General features: G+C 69.6%; 17 protein-coding genes and 1 pseudogene. 10 read left to right on the top strand and 8 right to left on the bottom strand.

From position 1 onward, the window contains the following. Positions 1 to 59: 59 nt before the first annotated feature. Positions 60 to 836 carry a phosphotransferase gene (locus JQX11_RS06780; RefSeq protein WP_204924083.1) on the bottom strand — a complete coding sequence of 259 codons (777 nt, stop codon included), beginning with the start codon at positions 834 to 836 and terminating at the stop codon, positions 60 to 62. Between the two features lie 132 nt (positions 837 to 968). Between JQX11_RS06780 and JQX11_RS06775 the strand changes: the two genes are divergently transcribed. Beyond that, on the top strand, positions 969 to 1,370 hold the full coding sequence (locus JQX11_RS06775; protein WP_372444564.1) for an NUDIX domain-containing protein: 402 nt from the start codon (positions 969 to 971) through the stop codon (positions 1,368 to 1,370). Here the strand turns inward: JQX11_RS06775 and JQX11_RS06770 are convergent. Together JQX11_RS06770 and JQX11_RS06765 are read right to left on the bottom strand one after the other, a co-directional pair. Continuing rightward, positions 1,344 to 1,778 (bottom strand): hypothetical protein, encoded by a 435-nt coding sequence (locus JQX11_RS06770; RefSeq protein ID WP_204924081.1) that lies wholly within the window; start codon positions 1,776 to 1,778, stop codon positions 1,344 to 1,346. The two genes, JQX11_RS06775 and JQX11_RS06770, sit on opposite strands and share 27 nt — an antisense overlap. A 58-nt stretch (positions 1,779 to 1,836) precedes the next feature. Next, positions 1,837 to 2,202, bottom strand: coding sequence for a DoxX family protein (locus JQX11_RS06765; RefSeq protein WP_204924080.1), 366 nt, complete (start codon positions 2,200 to 2,202; stop codon positions 1,837 to 1,839). A 115-nt stretch (positions 2,203 to 2,317) separates the two neighbouring features. On the opposite strand from JQX11_RS06765, the gene JQX11_RS06760 reads away from it, so the two are divergent. Continuing rightward, complete coding sequence (locus JQX11_RS06760) at positions 2,318 to 2,695, top strand: winged helix-turn-helix transcriptional regulator (protein WP_232377266.1); 378 nt, start codon at positions 2,318 to 2,320, stop codon at positions 2,693 to 2,695. A gap of 123 nt (positions 2,696 to 2,818) precedes the next feature. Here JQX11_RS06760 and JQX11_RS06755 read toward each other — a convergent pair whose 3' ends face one another. Next, entirely contained in the window at positions 2,819 to 5,827 is a 3,009-nt protein-coding gene (locus JQX11_RS06755) for a hypothetical protein (RefSeq protein WP_204924079.1), read from the bottom strand. Between the two features lie 66 nt (positions 5,828 to 5,893). On the opposite strand from JQX11_RS06755, the pseudogene JQX11_RS06750 reads away from it, so the two are divergent. Together JQX11_RS06750 and JQX11_RS06745 are read left to right on the top strand one after the other, a co-directional pair. Continuing rightward, positions 5,894 to 6,710, top strand: a pseudogene (locus tag JQX11_RS06750) (inositol monophosphatase family protein). Between the two features lie 67 nt (positions 6,711 to 6,777). Next, a complete protein-coding gene (locus tag JQX11_RS06745; RefSeq protein WP_204924078.1) occupies positions 6,778 to 7,362 on the top strand; it encodes a CYTH domain-containing protein in 585 nt (194 codons plus the stop codon). A gap of 126 nt (positions 7,363 to 7,488) precedes the next feature. On the opposite strand, the gene JQX11_RS06740 is transcribed toward JQX11_RS06745, so the two are convergent. Together JQX11_RS06740 and JQX11_RS06735 are read right to left on the bottom strand one after the other, a co-directional pair. Continuing rightward, entirely contained in the window at positions 7,489 to 7,710 is a 222-nt protein-coding gene (locus JQX11_RS06740; RefSeq protein ID WP_204924077.1) for a DUF397 domain-containing protein, read from the bottom strand. Then, positions 7,707 to 8,564: a helix-turn-helix domain-containing protein gene (locus JQX11_RS06735; protein WP_204924076.1), complete on the bottom strand. Its 858-nt coding sequence runs from the start codon at positions 8,562 to 8,564 to the stop codon at positions 7,707 to 7,709. Before JQX11_RS06735 ends, JQX11_RS06740 begins: the two co-directional genes overlap by 4 nt. A gap of 304 nt (positions 8,565 to 8,868) precedes the next feature. Between JQX11_RS06735 and JQX11_RS06730 the strand changes: the two genes are divergently transcribed. Both JQX11_RS06730 and JQX11_RS06725 read left to right on the top strand, forming a co-directional pair. Further along, the gene (locus JQX11_RS06730; RefSeq protein WP_204924075.1) at positions 8,869 to 9,117 is read left to right on the top strand and encodes a DivIVA domain-containing protein; all 249 of its coding nucleotides are present in this window, start codon (positions 8,869 to 8,871) and stop codon (positions 9,115 to 9,117) included. Further along, positions 9,111 to 9,389 carry a hypothetical protein gene (locus JQX11_RS06725; RefSeq protein WP_372444563.1) on the top strand — a complete coding sequence of 93 codons (279 nt, stop codon included), beginning with the start codon at positions 9,111 to 9,113 and terminating at the stop codon, positions 9,387 to 9,389. Before JQX11_RS06730 ends, JQX11_RS06725 begins: the two co-directional genes overlap by 7 nt. A gap of 16 nt (positions 9,390 to 9,405) precedes the next feature. Here the strand turns inward: JQX11_RS06725 and JQX11_RS06720 are convergent, their stop codons facing one another. Both JQX11_RS06720 and JQX11_RS06715 read right to left on the bottom strand, forming a co-directional pair. Next, the gene (locus JQX11_RS06720; protein WP_204924074.1) at positions 9,406 to 10,182 is read right to left on the bottom strand and encodes a DeoR/GlpR family DNA-binding transcription regulator; all 777 of its coding nucleotides are present in this window, start codon (positions 10,180 to 10,182) and stop codon (positions 9,406 to 9,408) included. Positions 10,183 to 10,222: 40 nt separating this feature from the next. Further along, positions 10,223 to 12,271: a beta-galactosidase gene (locus tag JQX11_RS06715; RefSeq protein WP_204924073.1), complete on the bottom strand. Its 2,049-nt coding sequence runs from the start codon at positions 12,269 to 12,271 to the stop codon at positions 10,223 to 10,225. A gap of 279 nt (positions 12,272 to 12,550) precedes the next feature. Between JQX11_RS06715 and JQX11_RS06710 the strand changes: the two genes are divergently transcribed. The 4 genes from JQX11_RS06710 to JQX11_RS06695 all read left to right on the top strand — a co-directional run bounded on the left by JQX11_RS06710 (position 12,551) and on the right by JQX11_RS06695 (position 18,122). Then, positions 12,551 to 13,876, top strand: coding sequence for an ABC transporter substrate-binding protein (locus tag JQX11_RS06710; protein ID WP_204924072.1), 1,326 nt, complete (start codon positions 12,551 to 12,553; stop codon positions 13,874 to 13,876). A 22-nt stretch (positions 13,877 to 13,898) separates the two neighbouring features. Next, positions 13,899 to 14,858: a carbohydrate ABC transporter permease gene (locus tag JQX11_RS06705; protein WP_088642202.1), complete on the top strand. Its 960-nt coding sequence runs from the start codon at positions 13,899 to 13,901 to the stop codon at positions 14,856 to 14,858. Beyond that, positions 14,855 to 15,775, top strand: a complete 921-nt coding sequence (locus JQX11_RS06700; protein WP_204924071.1) for a carbohydrate ABC transporter permease — start codon at positions 14,855 to 14,857, stop codon at positions 15,773 to 15,775. Before JQX11_RS06705 ends, JQX11_RS06700 begins: the two co-directional genes overlap by 4 nt. A gap of 151 nt (positions 15,776 to 15,926) precedes the next feature. Then, the gene (locus JQX11_RS06695) at positions 15,927 to 18,122 is read left to right on the top strand and encodes an alpha-galactosidase (RefSeq protein ID WP_204924070.1); all 2,196 of its coding nucleotides are present in this window, start codon (positions 15,927 to 15,929) and stop codon (positions 18,120 to 18,122) included. The last annotated feature ends 72 nt before the right edge of the window (positions 18,123 to 18,194 follow it).

The following is an 18,194-nucleotide window of genomic DNA, read 5'->3' as shown; positions in this document are numbered from 1 at the left end:
GGCGGGTCGGCGTCAGCCGTGCGACGCGGCCGACGCCGACCCGCCTCCGAGGAAGCCCGTCAGGATGACGCCCAGAAGCTGGCCGGCAGGGCCTCGACGTCGGTCGCGGACCGTTCGAGGAGAGCCGCGACGGGCAGCAACGCGGTCGCCGCAGCATCCCCGGCGTCGGCCAGGTGACGGATCACGCCCGCCTGCCGCCGGGCCCGCTGCGGCACCGCGGCGGCGAACCCACCCCGGTCGCCCTCGTAGCCGTACGCGTCGAGCAGCAGGCGCAGCCGGCGGGCCCGCTCGCGCAGATCGTCGTCGCCCACCGGGCTGCCGTCGCGCGGTGAGGCGAGCGGCACCCAGGTCAGCGCGGAGAACGCCAGGTCCCAGTCCCGCGACGACGGGCCGGCGGTGTCCCAGTCGCAGAACCCGACCAGCCGGTCACCGTCCACCACCGCGTTGTAGGGGGAGGCGTCCTGGTGCCCGACGACCAGCCCGGCGCCCATCGTGCGGCCGACGAACCAGCACTCGTCCGGCGGCGGGGTGAAGTCGGCGGTCAGGTCGTGGACCCGGCGCAGCCACCGGCCGACCTGGACCAGCATCGCGTCGTCACTCGCCCAGTCGGGCCAGGGCTCCCGGCCGCCGATCGTCTCCCCCGGCAGATAGCTGAGCATCTCGCGGCCCCGGTCGTCGAAGCCGAGGGCGCGGGGAGCGGCGTCGAACCCGGCATCCTCCAGATGCCGCAGCACCGCGTGCACGGTGGTCGTCCACCGCGACGCCCGCTTGTGTACGACACCATCGATCAACACGGCACCCGTGGTGTTACCGCCGGGAAGCACCTCTTCACGCATCTGCCCGGTATACCGGGCGTCACGACGCCGACGACACCGAATTTTCGTACGGCCGGAGCCGACCAGGGCCCGACTGTCCCACCCCGGTGTTCGAATCCCCGCATGCACATAGTCGTCTGCGGAGCGCTCGTGGTGAATGACGCGGTCCTGCTGGTGCACCGCAGTCCGGCCCGCCTGGCGTACCCGAATCTGTGGGATCTGCCCGGGGGTCATGTCGAGGCGGGCGAGTCCGAACGTCAGGCCCTCGCCCGTGAGCTGCGCGAGGAGGTCGGCGTCGAGATCGTCGCGGAGTCCTGCTCCCGGCTGGGCGAGCTGCGGTCCGGCAGCGGCGAGGACGCCGTACGCGTGGGTGTGTGGCACGTCGGAGCCTGGCTCGGCTCCCCCACCAACCGTGCGCCCGACGAGCATGACGACCTCGCCTGGGTCGGGCTCAGCGAGCTGGGTGGGCTCCCCCTCGTGCACAGCGGCCTACCGGCGCTGCTCCGCGCCCTGGACCGGCCGCCCGCCTCACGCCTGATCGAGGAGGTGGCGTGACGGCAGGTAGTCGATCTTCGTGTCGGCGTAGACGCCGAGCGTGCCGTCGTCGAGGCATCGCAGGCCGACGCTAAGCCAGCGCACCTCGCCGTCGGCACCGAGCGCGTAGCCGACCGCGACGGCGAACTCCTCACCCCCGCAGGGGCAGGAGCAGGACTCGTGACCGGCCTCGTCCCAGTAGTCGGCGCTGTCGCCGATGAAGGCGACCGCGCCGCAGGCGAGGCAGGCCCGCCGGGTCGCCTCCTCCTCGTCGATGTCGACGCGGAAGGCACGGCCGTCGCACCCGGCACACCGGGACTCCACCACCGTGGCGACCGGGTAGCCGCCGGCCGCGAAGTAACGGAGGTAGTCGGCGAGGTCGTCGACGTTCTCCCCGCGCCACAGTTTTCCGGACCTGTCAATTGCCATCCCGGCATTCTGCCTGGTGCGGGCGGTGCGTCGGCGGGCCGGACGACCCTCGTACGGCTCAGACCCAGGTGGTGGCCAGCCAGATCGCGACGGCGGCGGTCACCAGCAGGACGATGTTGAGCCCGATCTGGCGGGTCTCACCCCGGGACAGGTGCACCGCGATGCCGCCGACCTGGATCAGGACGAACCCGACGGCCGCCGCGACCGCGAGCCAGGGTGCGATCCCGGTCAGCGGCGGCAGGACCAGGCCGGCCGCGCCGAGCACCTCCAGCACCCCGATGGTCCGGACCAACGGCATGGGTACGCGGTCGACCCAGCCCATCATCGGCCGGAGCTGCTCCCGGCTCTGGGCGACCTTCTTGCCCCCGGCGTAGAGGTAGAAGACGGCCAGCAGGGCGGCGAGGATCCAGTAGGCGAGTGTCATGACGGGCCTCCAACTGTGAACACGATGGTTACGAGAAGGAACTAGCCACATCATGTGTCAGTATCGGAGGGCTTACAAAAGGCACACGGGTGTGCGTAAGGCACAGGGGGTGGTCATGTCGCAGTACGAACACACCTGCATGATCCGAGGCGACGGCGGCCGGACGATCCGGGCGATCCTGGACCGGATCTGCAACAAATGGACGTTGCTGATCGTGGCGACCCTCGACGCGGGCGCACTGCGCTTCACCGAGCTCCACCAGCAGATCCCCGGCATCTCCCAGCGCATGTTGACGCTCACCCTGCGCCATCTGGAGCACGACGGCCTGGTGTCCCGCACGGCGTACGCGGAGGTCCCGCCCCGGGTGGAGTACGCGCTGACCCCCACCGGCAAGAGCCTCATCCCGCCCGCGCTGGCCCTCGCCGGCTGGGCCATCGAACACGTCCCCCACATCGAGGCCAGCCGAGCGCTTCACCAGACCGGGGCCGAATGACTTCGGAAGGCTGTTTCCATGGAGGTAGCGGGGCCCACCACCGTTGCGGCGGTGGGCCCCACGTCACCTGCGATTCAGAGGTTGCCGTTGCCTACACCTCCGAGATCCGTCCTCGTACCGGCGTCAGGTGCCGTTGGAGACGTAGATGCTGTAGCGGGTGACGTCGGTGTGCGTGCCGTCCGCCTTGTGGCCGGTCACCGACAGGGTGTGCGTCTCGAAGTTCTGCGCCGGCGTGTAAGTGATCGACGCCCTCCCTTGGCTGTCAGCCGGCACGTCGGTCGACGGGCCGTCGTCGATCTGCCACGAGAAGGACACGATTCCCGCAGTGCCGCCGCTGAACTCGAAGGTGCCGGGAACACCGGCACCGCCCGACCAGGTGCCGCTCGGATACTGGGCGCTCACGACGTAGGGCGCATCGCCGACCGTGAAGTCGTAGTCCGTCACGGGCGAGAGTTCACCGCCCGCCGTCAGGCTCTGCACGTGCAGCGTGTTCGTACCGTTGCGTTCGAACGGCACCGCGACCCGTGTCGCCGTACCGTCGGCGCTCGCCGGCAGGATCTGCTCCGGACCGTCGTTGACGCGATAGTGGTACTCGGTGACCTCGCCGAACAGTTGGGTGCTGAAATAGAAGTATCCGGTCCAGCCGATCCCCACACGTGACCAGTCGTAGGTGCTGTAAACGGCGACCTTGTTGTCCCGAACGCTGAACGGCGCGATCCGCAGGTCCGATTCGGTGCCGTCCGCGCCGACGCTCGTGACCCGCACGTCGTTGTAGCCCCACGAGCCCGGCGTGTACGTGACCGTCGCGGTGCCGTCGGGACCGGCCTGGATGGTCTCCTCGTCGGCGCTGTTGAACGAGTAGCGGTAGGAGGCGACGTCCGGCAGTCCCGGATGGAAGGTGAACGTCACGGTCCGACCGACGGTGCCGTCGCCCTCCGGCGTCTGCGTGACCACGGGACCGGACCAGATGCCGAACGTGTAGGTGGTGGCGGGCGAGCGCGAACCGTCCGACAGCAACGCCTGAACGACCACGGTGTTGTCGCCGGCGTGCGTCGGCGTGACCGTGATGAGAGCGTACGGATCGCCCCCGGTGGGCACGGTCTGCTCGGCGCCGCCGTCGAACCGGTAGACGAATCCGGTCAGGTTCGGCAGTCGACTCTGCAACTCGACGCTCAGCGGCACGCCGACGCCGTCCCGGCGCGGCCAGATGCTCAACTCGTTGGCGTAGGCGGTCGGGCGGTTGTCGATGATGTTGAACTGATAGTCCGCTTCCATCGACGTGGAACCGTCCGCCCGCACCGACCGGACGACCATCGAGTGCCAGCCCGGCGTCGCCGTCCACGGCAGTACGGCGGTGTCGTCGTCGGCTGCCGGAATAGTCTTCCACTCGTCGTCGAGGTTGTACTCGTAGGCGACGACATCGTTGCTGTGCGGGGTGAACCGGAACGAGCCGACCTTGCCCGCGACCTGATCGGTGTCCAGGTTGAACTCCGCCGACTCGATGCCGGGAGCGTCGGTGACCCAGACCTGCAGGGTCTCCTGCCCGATCAGCTTGTTGTTGGCGTAGCTCCGGACAGCCACCTCGATCATGCCGGTGGTGGTGAACGTGACAGGGCCGGTGGCCTTGCCGTCGACCGCCGGGAGACGGACCTCCGCGCCGTCCTTGAGCTGGTACCCGAACGCGGTGGTCTCGGGCTTCGACGCGATGAACGTGATCGTGCTCGGCAGGCCGACGCCCTGCACGACGACATCGACGCGCGGTGCCGTCTCGGCGACCCGGAACCGGTAGTTCTTCTCGGGCCCCCGGTTACCCGCCGCGTCGACGGACGCGACATAGAGGTCGGTGATCAACCGTAGCTTGGGGGTGTACTTCAGGGTCGCCCTGCCGCCCGGGTGCCGGGCCGGAACCTGGCCGGAATATCCCATGGAGTCACGCCAGGTGAACGCCACCACGTCGCGGTCGCCAGCCCCGTCGAACCGGAACGTTCCCTCGATGCCGGTGCCACCGCCCGGGGAGTCACCCTCGGGATAGGTCCGCGACGACACCTTCGGCGGATCGGCCGGTGCGGTCAGATCCATGACCAGGTAGCAGGTCCTGCTCCATGGGCCCTGGTCGTAGTAGTCGCTGGCCTGTGCCTGCCAGGCGAGGACCGTACCGTCGGCGTACTGGCTCAGGTCGGTGCCGTAGTAGTCGTGGAACTCACGACGCTGGTCGGGGTGGTCGACCGGCCAGATCGCGTACAGCACGGTCGGGTGGTCGCCCTCGTCCGCATCACTGGGGGTGGCTGAGAAGACCGTGTTCCGTGCTGCCGGCGACGGCTTGGCCAGCGTGCCGCACGGCCGGTCCGGGTACTTCAGTTTGAGGTCCGTGACCGTGGGCGGGTGGTTCACCGTCACACTGAGCACCGGCTTGTCGAAGGTACGACCGGTCCACCCGACGCCTTCCTGATCGGCGGCGACCCGGAACTCCAGGGTAATGCTCTTTTCACCCCGGCTGAGCGCCGCGTTGAGCGTGGCAACCATGTCGAAGCCCAGGTAGCCGGGGCAATAGGCAGCGCCGGCACCCCGCTTGGCGGTCAACAGCTTCTCGATCTCGGCCGGCGGACGCAGCCAGGTGGTGTTGCTCTTGACCGGGCGGGTCCGCCACACCTCGATGGTTGCCGGGGCGGAGCAGTCGACGACCGTCTTCTCGTTCGTCCACAGGTATGAGCTGTGGACGACCGTGCCCTTCAGCGTGGTCAGGTCGTAGGTGAAGTAGGAGCGGTAGATGTGCGTCCGGTCGGCCTCGTCGCGGGAGGTTCCGACCGGCGGCGCCACCGCCGCATCGACGACCTTCGCGTCCGGGTTCTGCGAGTCGAGATAGGCCCAACTCTTCAGCGTCACATCGAACGAGTCGGCGGCCGAGGCCGGAGAACCGGTGGTCACCATGGCTGCCACAACCGCAAGAATCGTCAGCGGTATGGCCGCTCTGAAGTGTCTCATGTGGACTTGTACCCTCCCCCGTGGCGGCGTCTCTATCGACGCCGAGGGCGTCATCGTAGCGAGGGGAGCGCAATCCGTAGGGGCGATTTTCGACGCCCTCTGAGGTGCGGGATCAGGCCGCTCGGAGGGTGACCACGGGGCAACCGACACTGTTCCTGACCGACCGTTACCGGCGCGCGGTGCGCGCCCGCAGCTCGGCGACACTACCCTTCAGCCATGTCGATCAGCGACCACGCCCTGGCCATCGAGGCGGCGCAGGCCGGTGCCGCGACCGTACGCTCCCACTACGGTTCGGCCCTGGCGCGTTTCGACAAGGTCGGTGGCGATTTCGCCACCATCGCCGACCTCGAGGCCGAGCGGGCCATCATCGATGTCCTACGCGCGGCGCGCCCGGACGACGTCGTGCTGGGCGAGGAGGGCGGACGCACCGGCCCGGCAGGCAACGACCGCACATGGCTGGTCGATCCCCTGTGCGGAACACTGAACTTCGCCGTACGCAACATGCTGGGTCTCGGTCAACGTGGCCCTGCAGATCGGGACCGCCACCATCGTGGCAGCCTCGGCGGACCCGTTCACCGGCGAGGTGTTCTGGACCGACGGTGATGCCGCGTACCTGCGCACCGGCGGGACGGACGCACAACTCGTCCCGTCGGCGGAGTCCCACCTGGTCGACGTCAATCTCGACCCGCCGTTCCCGAACAGGAACAGCTTCCTGGCAGCCCGGCTGCTGGCCGACGACGACTTCATCCACCGGTTCCGACCCCGGGTGGTATCCACCACCCTGGCGGTGGCCTGGGTCGCCGCCGGACGCCGTGCCGCGTACGTCACGGACGGCCACCTACGCGACAGCGTGCACTTCACCGCCGGAATCGCCCTGTGCCAGGCAGCCGGTTGCGTCGTCACCGGAATCGACGGCGAACCGCTACACACGGGTGCCGGAGGACTCGTCGCGGCTGCCGACAGCCAGACCCACATCGCCCTCCTGGCCCTCATCCGCAAACAACGTCTCCCATCCGAACCGGTATCCGCATGAACGGCGGCCCCGACAGGGCCGTGCGGTGGCAGGATGAGGCGAAGCAATCACCCAGGGAGACAGCGGCATGACGTCGCAGAAAGACGCGATGCCAGAGAAGCCCGCCTGCGGCGGGAAGTACGCACGGGTCGAGCGGGAGAGGCGGTTCCTGCTGGCCGGACCGCCGCCGCCGGCCACGGTTACCGCCGGCCGCCGCATCACCGACCGTTACCTGGATGGCACCCGGCTACGCCTACGGCGGGACGAGAGCCTTGCCAGCGGAGCCTGCGAGTTGAAGCTCACCCAGAAAGTACCCGCCCAGCGGCCGGGTCACGTCCAGGGACTGATCACGAACATGTACCTGTCCCCAGCCGAGTACGAACTGCTCGCCCGCCTGCCGGCCGCGACCCTGGGCAAGACACGCCTGAGCGTCCCACCGCTGGGCATCGACGTCTTCGACCCACCGCTGCACGGTCTGGTCCTCGCTGAGGCCGAATTCACCACCGACGAGGCGGCACACTCCTTCCTCCCACCCCCACAGGTCGTCGCCGAGGTGACCGACGACGTCCGGTTCACCGGCGGCTCGCTCGTCCACGCCCACCGTGACGATCTGCTCAGCTGGCTCGCCGACTACGGCATCAAGCCAGTCACCATCACCCGGCAGACCCGCTGAACTCCACGTCCTCACCTCGGCCTGCCGATCGGTGACGATGCTCTCCAGGAGACTCCGGTCTTGTGTCCACCCGGGATCTTTGGGTTGGTCGAACCCGCCGGCAAGGTCGCCCCACCTGCACCAGGCTCAGGCGTCGGTGAAGTCGAACTCGCCGTCCTTGACTCCGCCGACGAAGGCCGCCCACTCGTCAGCCGTGTAGACGATCGTCGCCGCGTCACGCGCCTTGCTGTGCCGCACGGCCACCCGACCCGAGCCGTCGAGCAACGGCCCCGCCTCCACACAACTCCCGCCATTGTCGTTGCTTTTCGTGCTGATATGCCAGGCCACCGCCGGCAGTCTCTCGCTCATGACAACCCCTCCACGACGCTTGCGATCAGCTGCCCCGACTCGCTGGTGTCCAGCGCAGCATCCCTCAGCCGATCGTATACGTGAACGAACTTCATTGATCTTGGCGCTTCCACGTAGAGTCGCCCGGCGAGGTTCTCCACATAGGCGACTGCGGGGTAGGGCTTCGGCAGGGTGAAGACCGTGAAGGCTCCGTCCATGCCCGCATGGAGAGCCTTTGCAGACGGCAACACCGAAATCTCCACGTTCCGTCGCGCGGCCAGTTCGAGAAGATGTTCGAGCTGTGCGCGCATGGTCGAAGGTCCACCAACCAGCCGGCGTAGGACGCTCTCATCCAGCACCGCACCGACCTTCGTCTTTCCGTCGAGCACCTTCTGTCGCTCGATGCGCAACTCCACCCACCGTGCAACCGTCGCGTCAGGAACACCGGGCTCCTCCGCGTTGCGGATCACCGCTTCGGCGTACTCGCGGGTCTGCATCAGACCGGGCAGCAAAATCGTGTTGTACGAGCCGATGTGCTCCGCGCGGCCCTCCAGCCACGGGTACTCGATGAAGGACGAGTCGACGACGTCGCCGTAGTCCTCGTCCCAGCGGTCGGTGCGCCACACGTCCTCGGCCAGCGCCAGCAGGCGGGCCCGCTCGGCGGCGTGGTGGAAACCGTAGAGGTCGAGCAGTGCGACGACGTCACCCTTGCGGATCGGCCAGTCCGCCCGCTCGTAACGGCCGAGCGCCGACATGTCGCGTTGCAGGTGCTCCGAGACGAGTTTCAAGGTCATTCCGCGTTCTTCCCGGAGGGCGCGGAGTTGTTGGCCGAGCCACTGCGCGCGCAGGGTCCGTATGAACGGCTTGTGCGGCATGATCCACCTCTCGAAAAAGTTGACGAGGCCCGCGAAGGAACCATTGCTCCAGTTCCAGCCCACTGGAAATGTGGCCTTCGGGTGAGGGTGATCACCGGCCCCCGGGGACGCCCGGTGCAAGCGCAGTAACCGCGGCTGTGCCAACAGCCGAGAAGGTGACGAGAGACGGCCTCGCGGATGGCAGCCGCATACCGGATCTCGTCGGGTCTCAACATGAAGCCGAATTCCGGCTCCGACCGACTTGCTGAATATCTATCACGGCGGCGTGGGCTCCCGCGACCCCGTACCCGTCAGGAGGCGACGAATGATCCGCGACGACGGCACCCTGCCGGCCCGGCTGCATCCGCTTCTAGTGCGCGACCACCAGTTCCCCACCGTCGGCTTCGGCCGGCGGGGCCTCGACCCCCGGGAGGTACGCCGGTTCCTGCTCCGGGTCGCCCTGGAGCTGGCCAGCCTGCATCAGGAGGTGTCCCGGCTGACCGGGGAGAACACCAGACTCAAGCGGCTGCTGCGGGACCGCCGCAGCGCCCAGGCCAACCGTCCCCCGTGCTGAGCGATGACCCGGCGTCCGGCCGGGACGACGGTCACCGCCACGTGCTGCACCTGCCCGTCGCGGCCACCGACCAGGATCAAGCGCTGCGTTTCGCGTACGCGCTGGCGCGGTCGTTGGTTTTGGTGCCGGGGCTCGAAGTGGCCGGGGCCACCGTGTCGGCCGAGGACGCCCAGCACGTACGACGGTGGGTGTTCTGTGACCGGATCATGGCTGACCGGCGGCGCTGCCTGGCGCGGGCCGACCACGACGGGCCGTGCGACCCGGACCGGTGAGCGGGACGGACGGCGGTCAGTCGACCTCGACGACGACCAGTTCGCCTACCTGTTCACCGATCTGCCGGCGGCCGTCCGCCGGCAGCCCGGCGTCGGTGATCAGCAGGTCGGCCTCGGCCAGTGGGGCGATGGTGGCGATGCCGATCGTCTCCCACTTGGTGTGGTCGGCCAGCACCACCAGGTGCCGGGCCGCCCCGATCAACCGCTTGTTGACCGCCGCCTCCAGCAGGTTGGGGGTGGTGAACCCGGTGCGCGGGCTCATCCCGTGCACGCCCAGAAATAGCAGATCCACGTTCAGGGTACGGATCGCCGCCTCGGCCACCGGCCCGGTCAGCGCGTCCGACGGGGTACGGATGCCGCCGGTCAGCACCACCGTCTGGTCGACGCGCGGGTTCTGGTAGAGCGCGTCGGCGACCGGGATCGAGTTGGTCACCACGGTCAGCCCGGGTACGTCGCCGAGCAGGGTGGCCAGCGCGGCGGTGGTGGTGCCGGCCGACAACGCGACGGCCATCCCGGGCTCGACCATCCGGGCGGCCCGGCCGGCGATGGCCCGCTTCTCGTCCTGCTGGCGGATCGACTTGGCGGCGAAGCCGGGTTCCTCGGCGGACCCGGGGCCGGCCAGGGTCGCCCCGCCGTGCACCTTGTCGACCAGCCCCCGTTCGGCCAGCACCTCCAGGTCGCGGCGGATCGTCATGTCGGAGACGCCGAACCGGCTGACCAGGTGACTGACCCGCACCCCGCCGCGCTGCCGGATCAGCTCCAGGATGGCGTTCTGCCGTTGCTGAGCGAGCATCGAACCTCCCAACCGCGCGGACGAGGGAACGGTACGCAGGTCAGGCCGCTGCGGCCGGGGACGGTTCACCCGCTGGGACCGCCCCGCTCACGGCCGGCTCCTCCCGCACCACGGCCACCTCGCCGGCGGGCACCCGCAGCGTGCCGCCGCAGGGCTGCCCGGTGAGCAGGTCGGTGCCGGTCACGTCGAGGGTCGCCTCGGCGTCGGTGTGGTTGACCACGAACAGCCAGGACCGGTCGTCGGCCCGGCGACGGACCACCTCGACGCCGGTCGGGGCGGTGGCCGGCGGGCGTACCCCGGCCTCGGTGAGCAGCCGGCCCACCAGGGCGTCGGTGGCCGCCTCGTCGAGCCGGGTGGCCAGGTACCAGGCGGTGCCGTCGCCTACCCGGTGCCGGGTCAGCGCGGGCACGCCCGGCAGCGGACCGTCCTCGTAGGACGCGACGACCTCCGCGCCGGCCGGGTGCAGCCACTCGGTCCACACGTCGGCGGTGGAACCGTCGTCGAGCGCCACCCGCTCGCCTGCCAACAGCGGGAAGAACTCTTCGGTACGCACCCCGAGCAGGTCCCGGAACGCCCCCGGGTAGCCGCCGAGCCGGATGTGGTCGTGCTCGTCGACGATTCCACTGAAGTAGGTCACCAGCGCCGTCCCGCCCCCGGCGACGTACCGGCTCAGCGCCTCGGCGTCGGCGTCGCGGACGAGGTAGAGGGTGGGGACGAGGACCAGCCGGTAGCCGGACAGGTCGGTCGACGGGTGCACCACGTCGGCGGTGACGCCGGCCCGCCACAGCGCGTCGTAGAGCGCCCGCATCCGGTCGGCGTAGGTGACGTCGACGCTGGGGTGGGAGTCGAGTTCGACGCCCCACCACGCCTCCCAGTCGAACAGGATCGCCACCTCGGCGTCGACCCGGCTGCCGCGTACCTCGGCCAGGGCGGTGAGGTCCGCGCCGAGCCGGCGGACCTCGTCGAAGACCTTGGTGTCCGGGCCGGCGTGCGGGACCAGGGCGGAGTGGAACTTCTCCGCACCGGCCCGGGAGGCCCGCCACTGGAAGAACAGCACCCCGTCGGCGCCGCGCGCCACGTGGGTGAGGCTGTTGCGGCGTAGCTGGCCGGGGGTCTTGGCGACGTTGCGCGGCTGCCAGTTGACCGCGCTGGTGGAGTGTTCCATGAGCAGCCACGGGTCGCCGCCGGCCACGCCCCGGGTGTGGTCTGCGGCGAACGCCAGGCCGAGGTGGGCGTTCGGGTCGGTGACGGTCAGGTAGTGGTCGTTGGCGACCATGTCCACGTCGGCGGCCCAGGAGTGGTAGTCCATGTGCTTGATGCCCATGCCGATCATGAAGTTGGTGGTGACCGGCTGGCCGACCCGCCGCTTGAGCACCTCCCGTTCGGCGCGGAGCTGGGCGCGCTGCGCGTCGGAGGAGAAGCGCAGGAAGTCGAGCTGCTGGGTGGGGTTGGCGAAGGTGGGCGCGGCGCGCGGCGGGTTGATCTCGGCCCAGTCGTGGTAGCGCTGGCTCCAGAAGGTGGTGCCCCAGGCGTCGTTGAGCCGGTCGAGGTCGCCGTAGCGCTCCCGCAGCCACTCCCGGAACGCCGCGGCGCTGACGTCGCAGTAGCAGTGCACGTTGTGGCAGCCCAGCTCGTTGGAGACGTGCCACATCACCACGGCGGGGTGCTCGGCGTAGCGGTCGGCGACCGTCTCGACCAGGGCCAGCGAACGCTCGCGGAAGACCGGCGAGCTGGGGCAGTAGCCCTGCCGGCCACCGGGCCACAGCACGGTGCCGTCGACGGTGCGCGGCAGCGTCTCGGGGTGCCGGTGGGCCAACCACGGGGGCGGGCTGGCGGTGGCGGTGGCCAGGTCGACCCGGATGCCTCCGGCGTGCAGCACGTCGAGGGCGCGGTCGAGCCAGCCGAACTCGTACCGGCCGGGGGACGGTTCGAGCAGGGCCCAGGAGAAGATCCCGACCGAGACGAGGTTGACGCCGGCCCGGCGCATGAGCGCGACGTCGTCGGCCCAGACCTGCTCGGGCCACTGCTCGGGGTTGTAGTCGGCGCCGAAGTAGATTCCGTCGCCCTGCCAGCTGCCGTGTTGCCGCATGAGAGCAGAGCGTGCCCCTAGCGGTCGATCAAGTCAACACTTTCCAACACGGACCCGCTTTCCAACGTTTACCACCAGGATCCCGTACGGCTTCGGCGATATCGATCCGGAGCTGCCCTCTTGACAGGCGCGCACGGACGGGTAGCTTCAAGCGCCACCGGGAGTTTGTGTTTGCCAATGTTCGTTCTCGGTGGATCTATGTTGGCATTCTCGAACAGCCGCTCCCCCACCACTGACGGCCCTCGGGCGCAGCGCACCTCTTCTTCCGCAGGAGGCACCATGTCCCGTCCCCGCACCGAAGCCGAGTATCTCGCCCGGCTCGTACCGTCCTCCGTCGCCGGCATCGGACGACGTTCCCTGATCACCGGGGTCGGCGCGGGCGCGCTGCTCGGCACCGGGCTGCTCGCCGGTTGCGGCTCCGACTCCGACTCGGGCAGCGACAGCAAGGAGGTGTCGGTCGGTTCCAACCAGTCCGACCCGCAGCCCAAGGGGGTCATCGCCAAGGTGATGGACGGGTTCAAGACCTCGTCCGGCATCACCGCCAAGATCAACACGGTGGACCACAACACCTACCAGGAGAACATCAACAACTACCTGCAGGGCAAGCCGGACGACGTGTTCATGTGGTTCGCCGGCTACCGGATGCGCTTCTTCGCCGCCAAGGGACTGGCCGGCGACATCAGCGACCTGTGGGGCAAGCTCTCCGGCTACTCCGACGCGTTCAAGAAGGCGTCCACCGGGGACGACGGCAAGCAGTACTTCGTGCCGTCGTCGTACTACCCGTGGGCGATGTTCTACCGCAAGTCGGTCTGGAAGCAGCACGGCTACCAGGTGCCGACCACCCTCGACCAGCTCACCACCCTCAGCGCGCAGATGAAGCGGGACGGCCTCACCCCGATCGCCTTCGCCGACAAGGACGGCTGGCCGGCGATGGGCACCTTCGACATCCTCAACCTGCGGATCAACGGCTACCAGTTCCACATCGACCTGATGGCCGGCAAGGAGGCGTGGACCTCCGACAAGGTGAAGAAGGTCTTCGACACCTGGGCCGGCCTGCTCCCCCTGCACCAGCCGGACAGCCTGGGCCGCACCTGGCAGGAGGCCGCCCAGTCGTTGCAGCAGAAGAAGAGCGGCATGTACCTGCTCGGTCTCTTCGTCGCCCAGCAGTTCGGCAACGACGAGCAGGACGACATCGACTTCTTCACCTTCCCCGAGATCGACCCGGCGATCGGGGCCAAGGCCCTTGACGCGCCGATCGACGGCTACATGCTGGCCCGCAAGCCGAAGGCCGAGGCCAGCGCCAAGAAGCTGCTGGAGTTCGTCGGCTCCAAGGAGGCCGCCGACATCACGGTGAAGAACGACCCGACCACGCTGGTCGCCAACAGCGGCGCGGACACCAGCGGCTACACGGCCCTGCAGAAGAAGGCCGCCGAGCTGGTCGGCTCGGCCACCGAGATCGCCCAGTTCCTCGACCGCGACACCCGGCCGGACTTCGCCTCCACCGTGATCATCCCGGCGCTGCAACAGTTCATCAAGAACCCCAAGGACATCGACGGGCTGGTCAACAGCATCGAGAACCAGAAGAAGTCGATTTTCACCAGCTGACGGCGAGAGGGGGAGGACCGTCGTGTCCGACCTGCCCCTGATCCAGGCGGATCACGCCGTGTCGTCGCCGGCCACGACCACCACCTCCCCGGGTGGTCGCGGCCGGCGGCTACGGCTCCTGTCCCGCACCGACCGCGTGGTGATCACGCTGATGGTGCTCGTACCGCTGCTGCTGGTGGTCGCCCTGGTCTGGCTGCCCGCACTGGCCACCGTGGCGCTCTCCGGCACCGACTGGGACGGCATCGGGCCGCTCAGCGAGATCGACTGGGTCGGCGGCCGGAACTACTCCGACGTGGTCAACATCTACCCGCCGTTCGTGCCCGCGATGCAGAACAACCTGCTCTGGCTGGCCGCGCTGTTCGTGGTGGCCACCCCGTTCGGGATGTTCCTCGCCGTGCTGCTCGACAAGGAGATCCGGGGCAGCCGGTTCTACCAGACCGCGCTCTACCTGCCCGTGGTGCTCTCGCTGGCGCTGATCGGCTTCGTCTGGCAGCTCATCTACTCCCGCGACCAGGGGTTGCTCAACGCCGTCCTGGGCGGCCAGACCGACTGGTACGGCGACCCGAACGTCAACATCTGGGCGGTGCTGGTGGCGGCCGGCTGGCGGCACGTCGGCTACATCATGCTGCTCTACCTGGCCGGGCTCAAGGGCGTCGACCCGTCGCTGCGGGAGGCCGCCTCGGTCGACGGCGCGTCGGAGACCAGCACCTTCTTCCGGGTGATCTTCCCGGTGCTGCGGCCCATCAACATCATCGTGCTGGTGGTGACCGTGATCGAGTCGCTGCGCGCGTTCGACCTGGTCTGGGTGATCAACAAGGGGCGCAACGGGTTGGAGCTGATCTCCGCCCTGGTGACCCAGAACGTCGTCGGCGAGGCCAGCCGGATCGGCTTCGGCTCCGCCCTGGCGACGATCATGCTCGCGGTCTCGCTGGTCTTCATCACCATCTACCTGGCCGTCGTCATGAGGGAGAACCGGCGATGAGCGCGTCGACCGTGACCCGACCGCCGGCATCGACGCCGACGGCCAAGCCGGCACCGCGCCGCCGGCCCCTGCGCCCCGCCCGGGTGGTGCTGCACCTGTTCCTCGGCGCGGTCGCCGTCGGTTGGCTCTTCCCGATCCTCTGGGCGGTGCTGACCTCGCTGCGCTCGTACGCCTACACCGCCGCCAACGGGTACGTCTCGTTCGGCGGGTGGACGTTCGACAACTACGTCACCGCCTGGCAGACCGCCGAGTTCGGCAAGCACTTCCTCAACTCGGTCTACATCACCGTCCCGGCGGTGCTGCTGACCCTGTTCCTCGCCTCGTGCGTGGCGTTCGTGATCGCCCGGTTCAGCTGGAAACTCAACATCGTCCTGCTCGGGCTGTTCACCGCCGCCAACCTGCTGCCCCAGCAGGCGCTGCTGATCCCGCTGTTCCGGATCTTCACCGAGGTGCCGCTGCCGGAGTTCATGAGCGACTCGGAGCTGCTCTACGACAGCTACTGGGGGCTGATCCTGGTCAACGTGGCCTTCCAGTGCGGCTTCTGCGTCTTCGTGCTGAGCAACTACATGAAGGCGCTGCCCCGCGACCTCTACGAGGCGGCAATGGTGGACGGGGCGAGCATCTGGCGGCAGTACTGGCAGGTGACCATGCCGCTGTGCCGGCCCGCGCTGGCGGCCCTGGCCACCCTGGAGGTGACCTGGATCTACAACGAGTTCTTCTGGGCCACCGTGCTCATGCGTACCGGCGACAAGTTCCCGGTCACCAGCTCGCTGAACAACCTGCGCGGCGAGTTCTTCACCGACAACAACCTGGTGTCGGCCGGCTCGGTGCTGGTCGCCATCCCCACCCTGGTGATCTTCTTCCTGTTGCAGAAGCAGTTCGTCAAGGGCCTGACCCTGGGGGCGTCCAAGGGCTGAGCCACCGCCCCACCCACCCATGTGCGCGAGAGCGGTATTCCTGGCAGGCATGAACATGACCCGCAGGCATACCGCTCTCGCGCGGCACTGACACCCCTCGACCTCACCCACCGTGACGAACGCCGGGGTGCCCGCACCGGAGATGAGCGCCATGACCGATCCGACCGTGATCCACCTGCGCCGGGGCCACACCAGCCTGGTGCTCGACGCACGCGGCCCGGGGCTGCCCCGGATCGTGCACTGGGGCACCGACCTCGGCCCGGTGCCCGCCGACGACCTGCCGGCCCTGCTCGACGTCACCGTGCCGCCGGTGGTGCCGAGCAGCTTCGACGCGCCGACCGTGCTGTCCCTGCTGCCCGAGGCGAGCGCCGGCTGGAGCGGCCGACCCGGACTCGCCGGCCACCGCCACGGACGGGACTGGTCCACCGCCTTCCGCCTCGACGCGATCGACGTCGATGATCCGCGTGGCGACGTGGGGGACGCGGTGCGCGTAGCCCATGAGGAGGATGACCGGGGTGGAGTCGGCGCGGCGCGGGTGAGCGTGCGGGCGACGGACCCGGGCGTCGGGTTGACCCTCACCGTCGAGATCGCCCTCGACCCGGTCGGGGTGCTGACCGTGCGGCACCGGCTGCGCAACGACGCCGACCAGCCCTACGAGGTACGCGAGCTGACACCGGTGCTGCCCGTGCCGGCGCTCGCCACCGAACTGCTCGACCTGACCGGCCGCTGGTGCCGCGAACGTGCGCCGCAGCGGCACCCGTGGCCGCACGGCGCCTGGGTGCGCGAGGGTCGGCACGGGCGGACCGGGCACGACGCCACCCTGCTGCTGGTCGCCGGCACCGCCGGATTCGGCTTCGGCCACGGCGAGCTGTGGGCGGTGCACACCGCGTGGAGCGGCGACCACGTGACCGTCGCCGAACGCCGCCCGACCGGTGAATCCACCCTGGGCGGCGGGGAACTGCTCGCCCCCGGCGAGATCGTCCTCGGCCCCGGTGAGGAGTACGCCACCCCGCTGCTCTACGCGGTGCACTCCACCGCCGGGCTGGACGGGCTCAGCGACCTGCTGCACACCCACCTGCGGGCCCGGCCGGAACATCCCCGCACGCCGCGTCCGGTCACCCTCAACGTGTGGGAGGCCGTCTACTTCGACCACGACCTGGACCGGCTGCGGACCCTCGCCGACCGGGCCGCCGAGGTGGGCGTGGAACGGTTCGTCCTCGACGACGGCTGGTTCACCGGCCGCCGGCACGACCGGGCCGGTCTGGGCGACTGGCAGGTCGACGCCGACGTCTGGCCGGCCGGCCTGGGACCACTCATCGAGCATGTTCGCGGGCACGGCATGCAGTTCGGGCTCTGGGTCGAACCGGAGATGGTCAACCCCGACTCCGACCTGTTCCGCGCCCACCCCGACTGGGTGCTCGCCACCCCCGACCGGCTACCCCTGCCGTGGCGGCACCAGCAGGTGCTGGACCTGGCCAACCCGGCGGCGTACGCCCACCTGCTCGACCGGCTCGACGCCCTGCTGACCGGGAACCCCGGGATCAGTTACCTCAAGTGGGACCACAACCGGGACCTCACCGAGGCCGGACACGCCGGCCGGCCCGGGGTGCACGCGCAGACCGTGGCGGCGTACCGGCTCCTCGACGAGCTGCGCGCCCGGCACCCGCACCTGGAGATCGAGAGCTGCTCGTCCGGCGGGGCCCGGGTCGACCTGGAGATCCTGCGGCGTACCGACCGGGTCTGGGCCAGCGACACCAACGACGCCCTGGAACGGCTGTCCATCCAACGCTGGACCGGGCTGCTGCTGCCCCCGGAACTGGTCGGCACGCACATCGGCCCGGGGCGCTCACACACCACCGGCCGGGTGCACACCCTGGGCTTCCGGGCGGTCACCGCGCTCTTCGGCCACCACGGCATCGAGTGGGACATCGTCGCGCTCGATCCCGCCGAGCGGGCCGAGCTGACCGCCTGGGTCGCCCTGCACAAGCGGCTCCGGCCGCTGCTGCACACCGGGCGGGTGGTGCGGTTCGACCACCCGGACCCCGCCGTGCAGGCGCACGGCGTGGTCGCCCACGACCGCTCCCGCGCCGTGTACGCGGTGTCCCGGGTGGCCACCTCCGTCACGCAGACCCCCGGCCCGGTGCGCCTGCCCGGCCTCGACCCGGCCCGCCGGTACGCCGTCCGTCCCGCGCAGGGGGTGCCGGAGCCGGACGTCATGCAGATCACCGGACCGGGCTGGCTGCCCGCCGTGACGCTGCCCGGCTCGGTGCTGGCGACGGTGGGCCTGCACCTGCCGGCCCTGAACCCGGAGCAGGCGCTGCTGCTGGAGGTCGACGCCGTCGACTGACTGTGAGCCCGCGTCCGGGTTCGGGTGGGCGGGCGCAGGGCGCTTGATCGACTCATCGGGGGCGAGGTAGCG

Origin of the sequence: Micromonospora humida (assembly GCF_016901255.1) — a bacterium.
GTDB lineage: Bacteria > Actinomycetota > Actinomycetes > Mycobacteriales > Micromonosporaceae > Micromonospora > Micromonospora wenchangensis.
The sequence above is the reverse complement of the archived record's forward strand: the minus strand, read 5'-3'. Positions and strand labels throughout refer to the sequence as shown.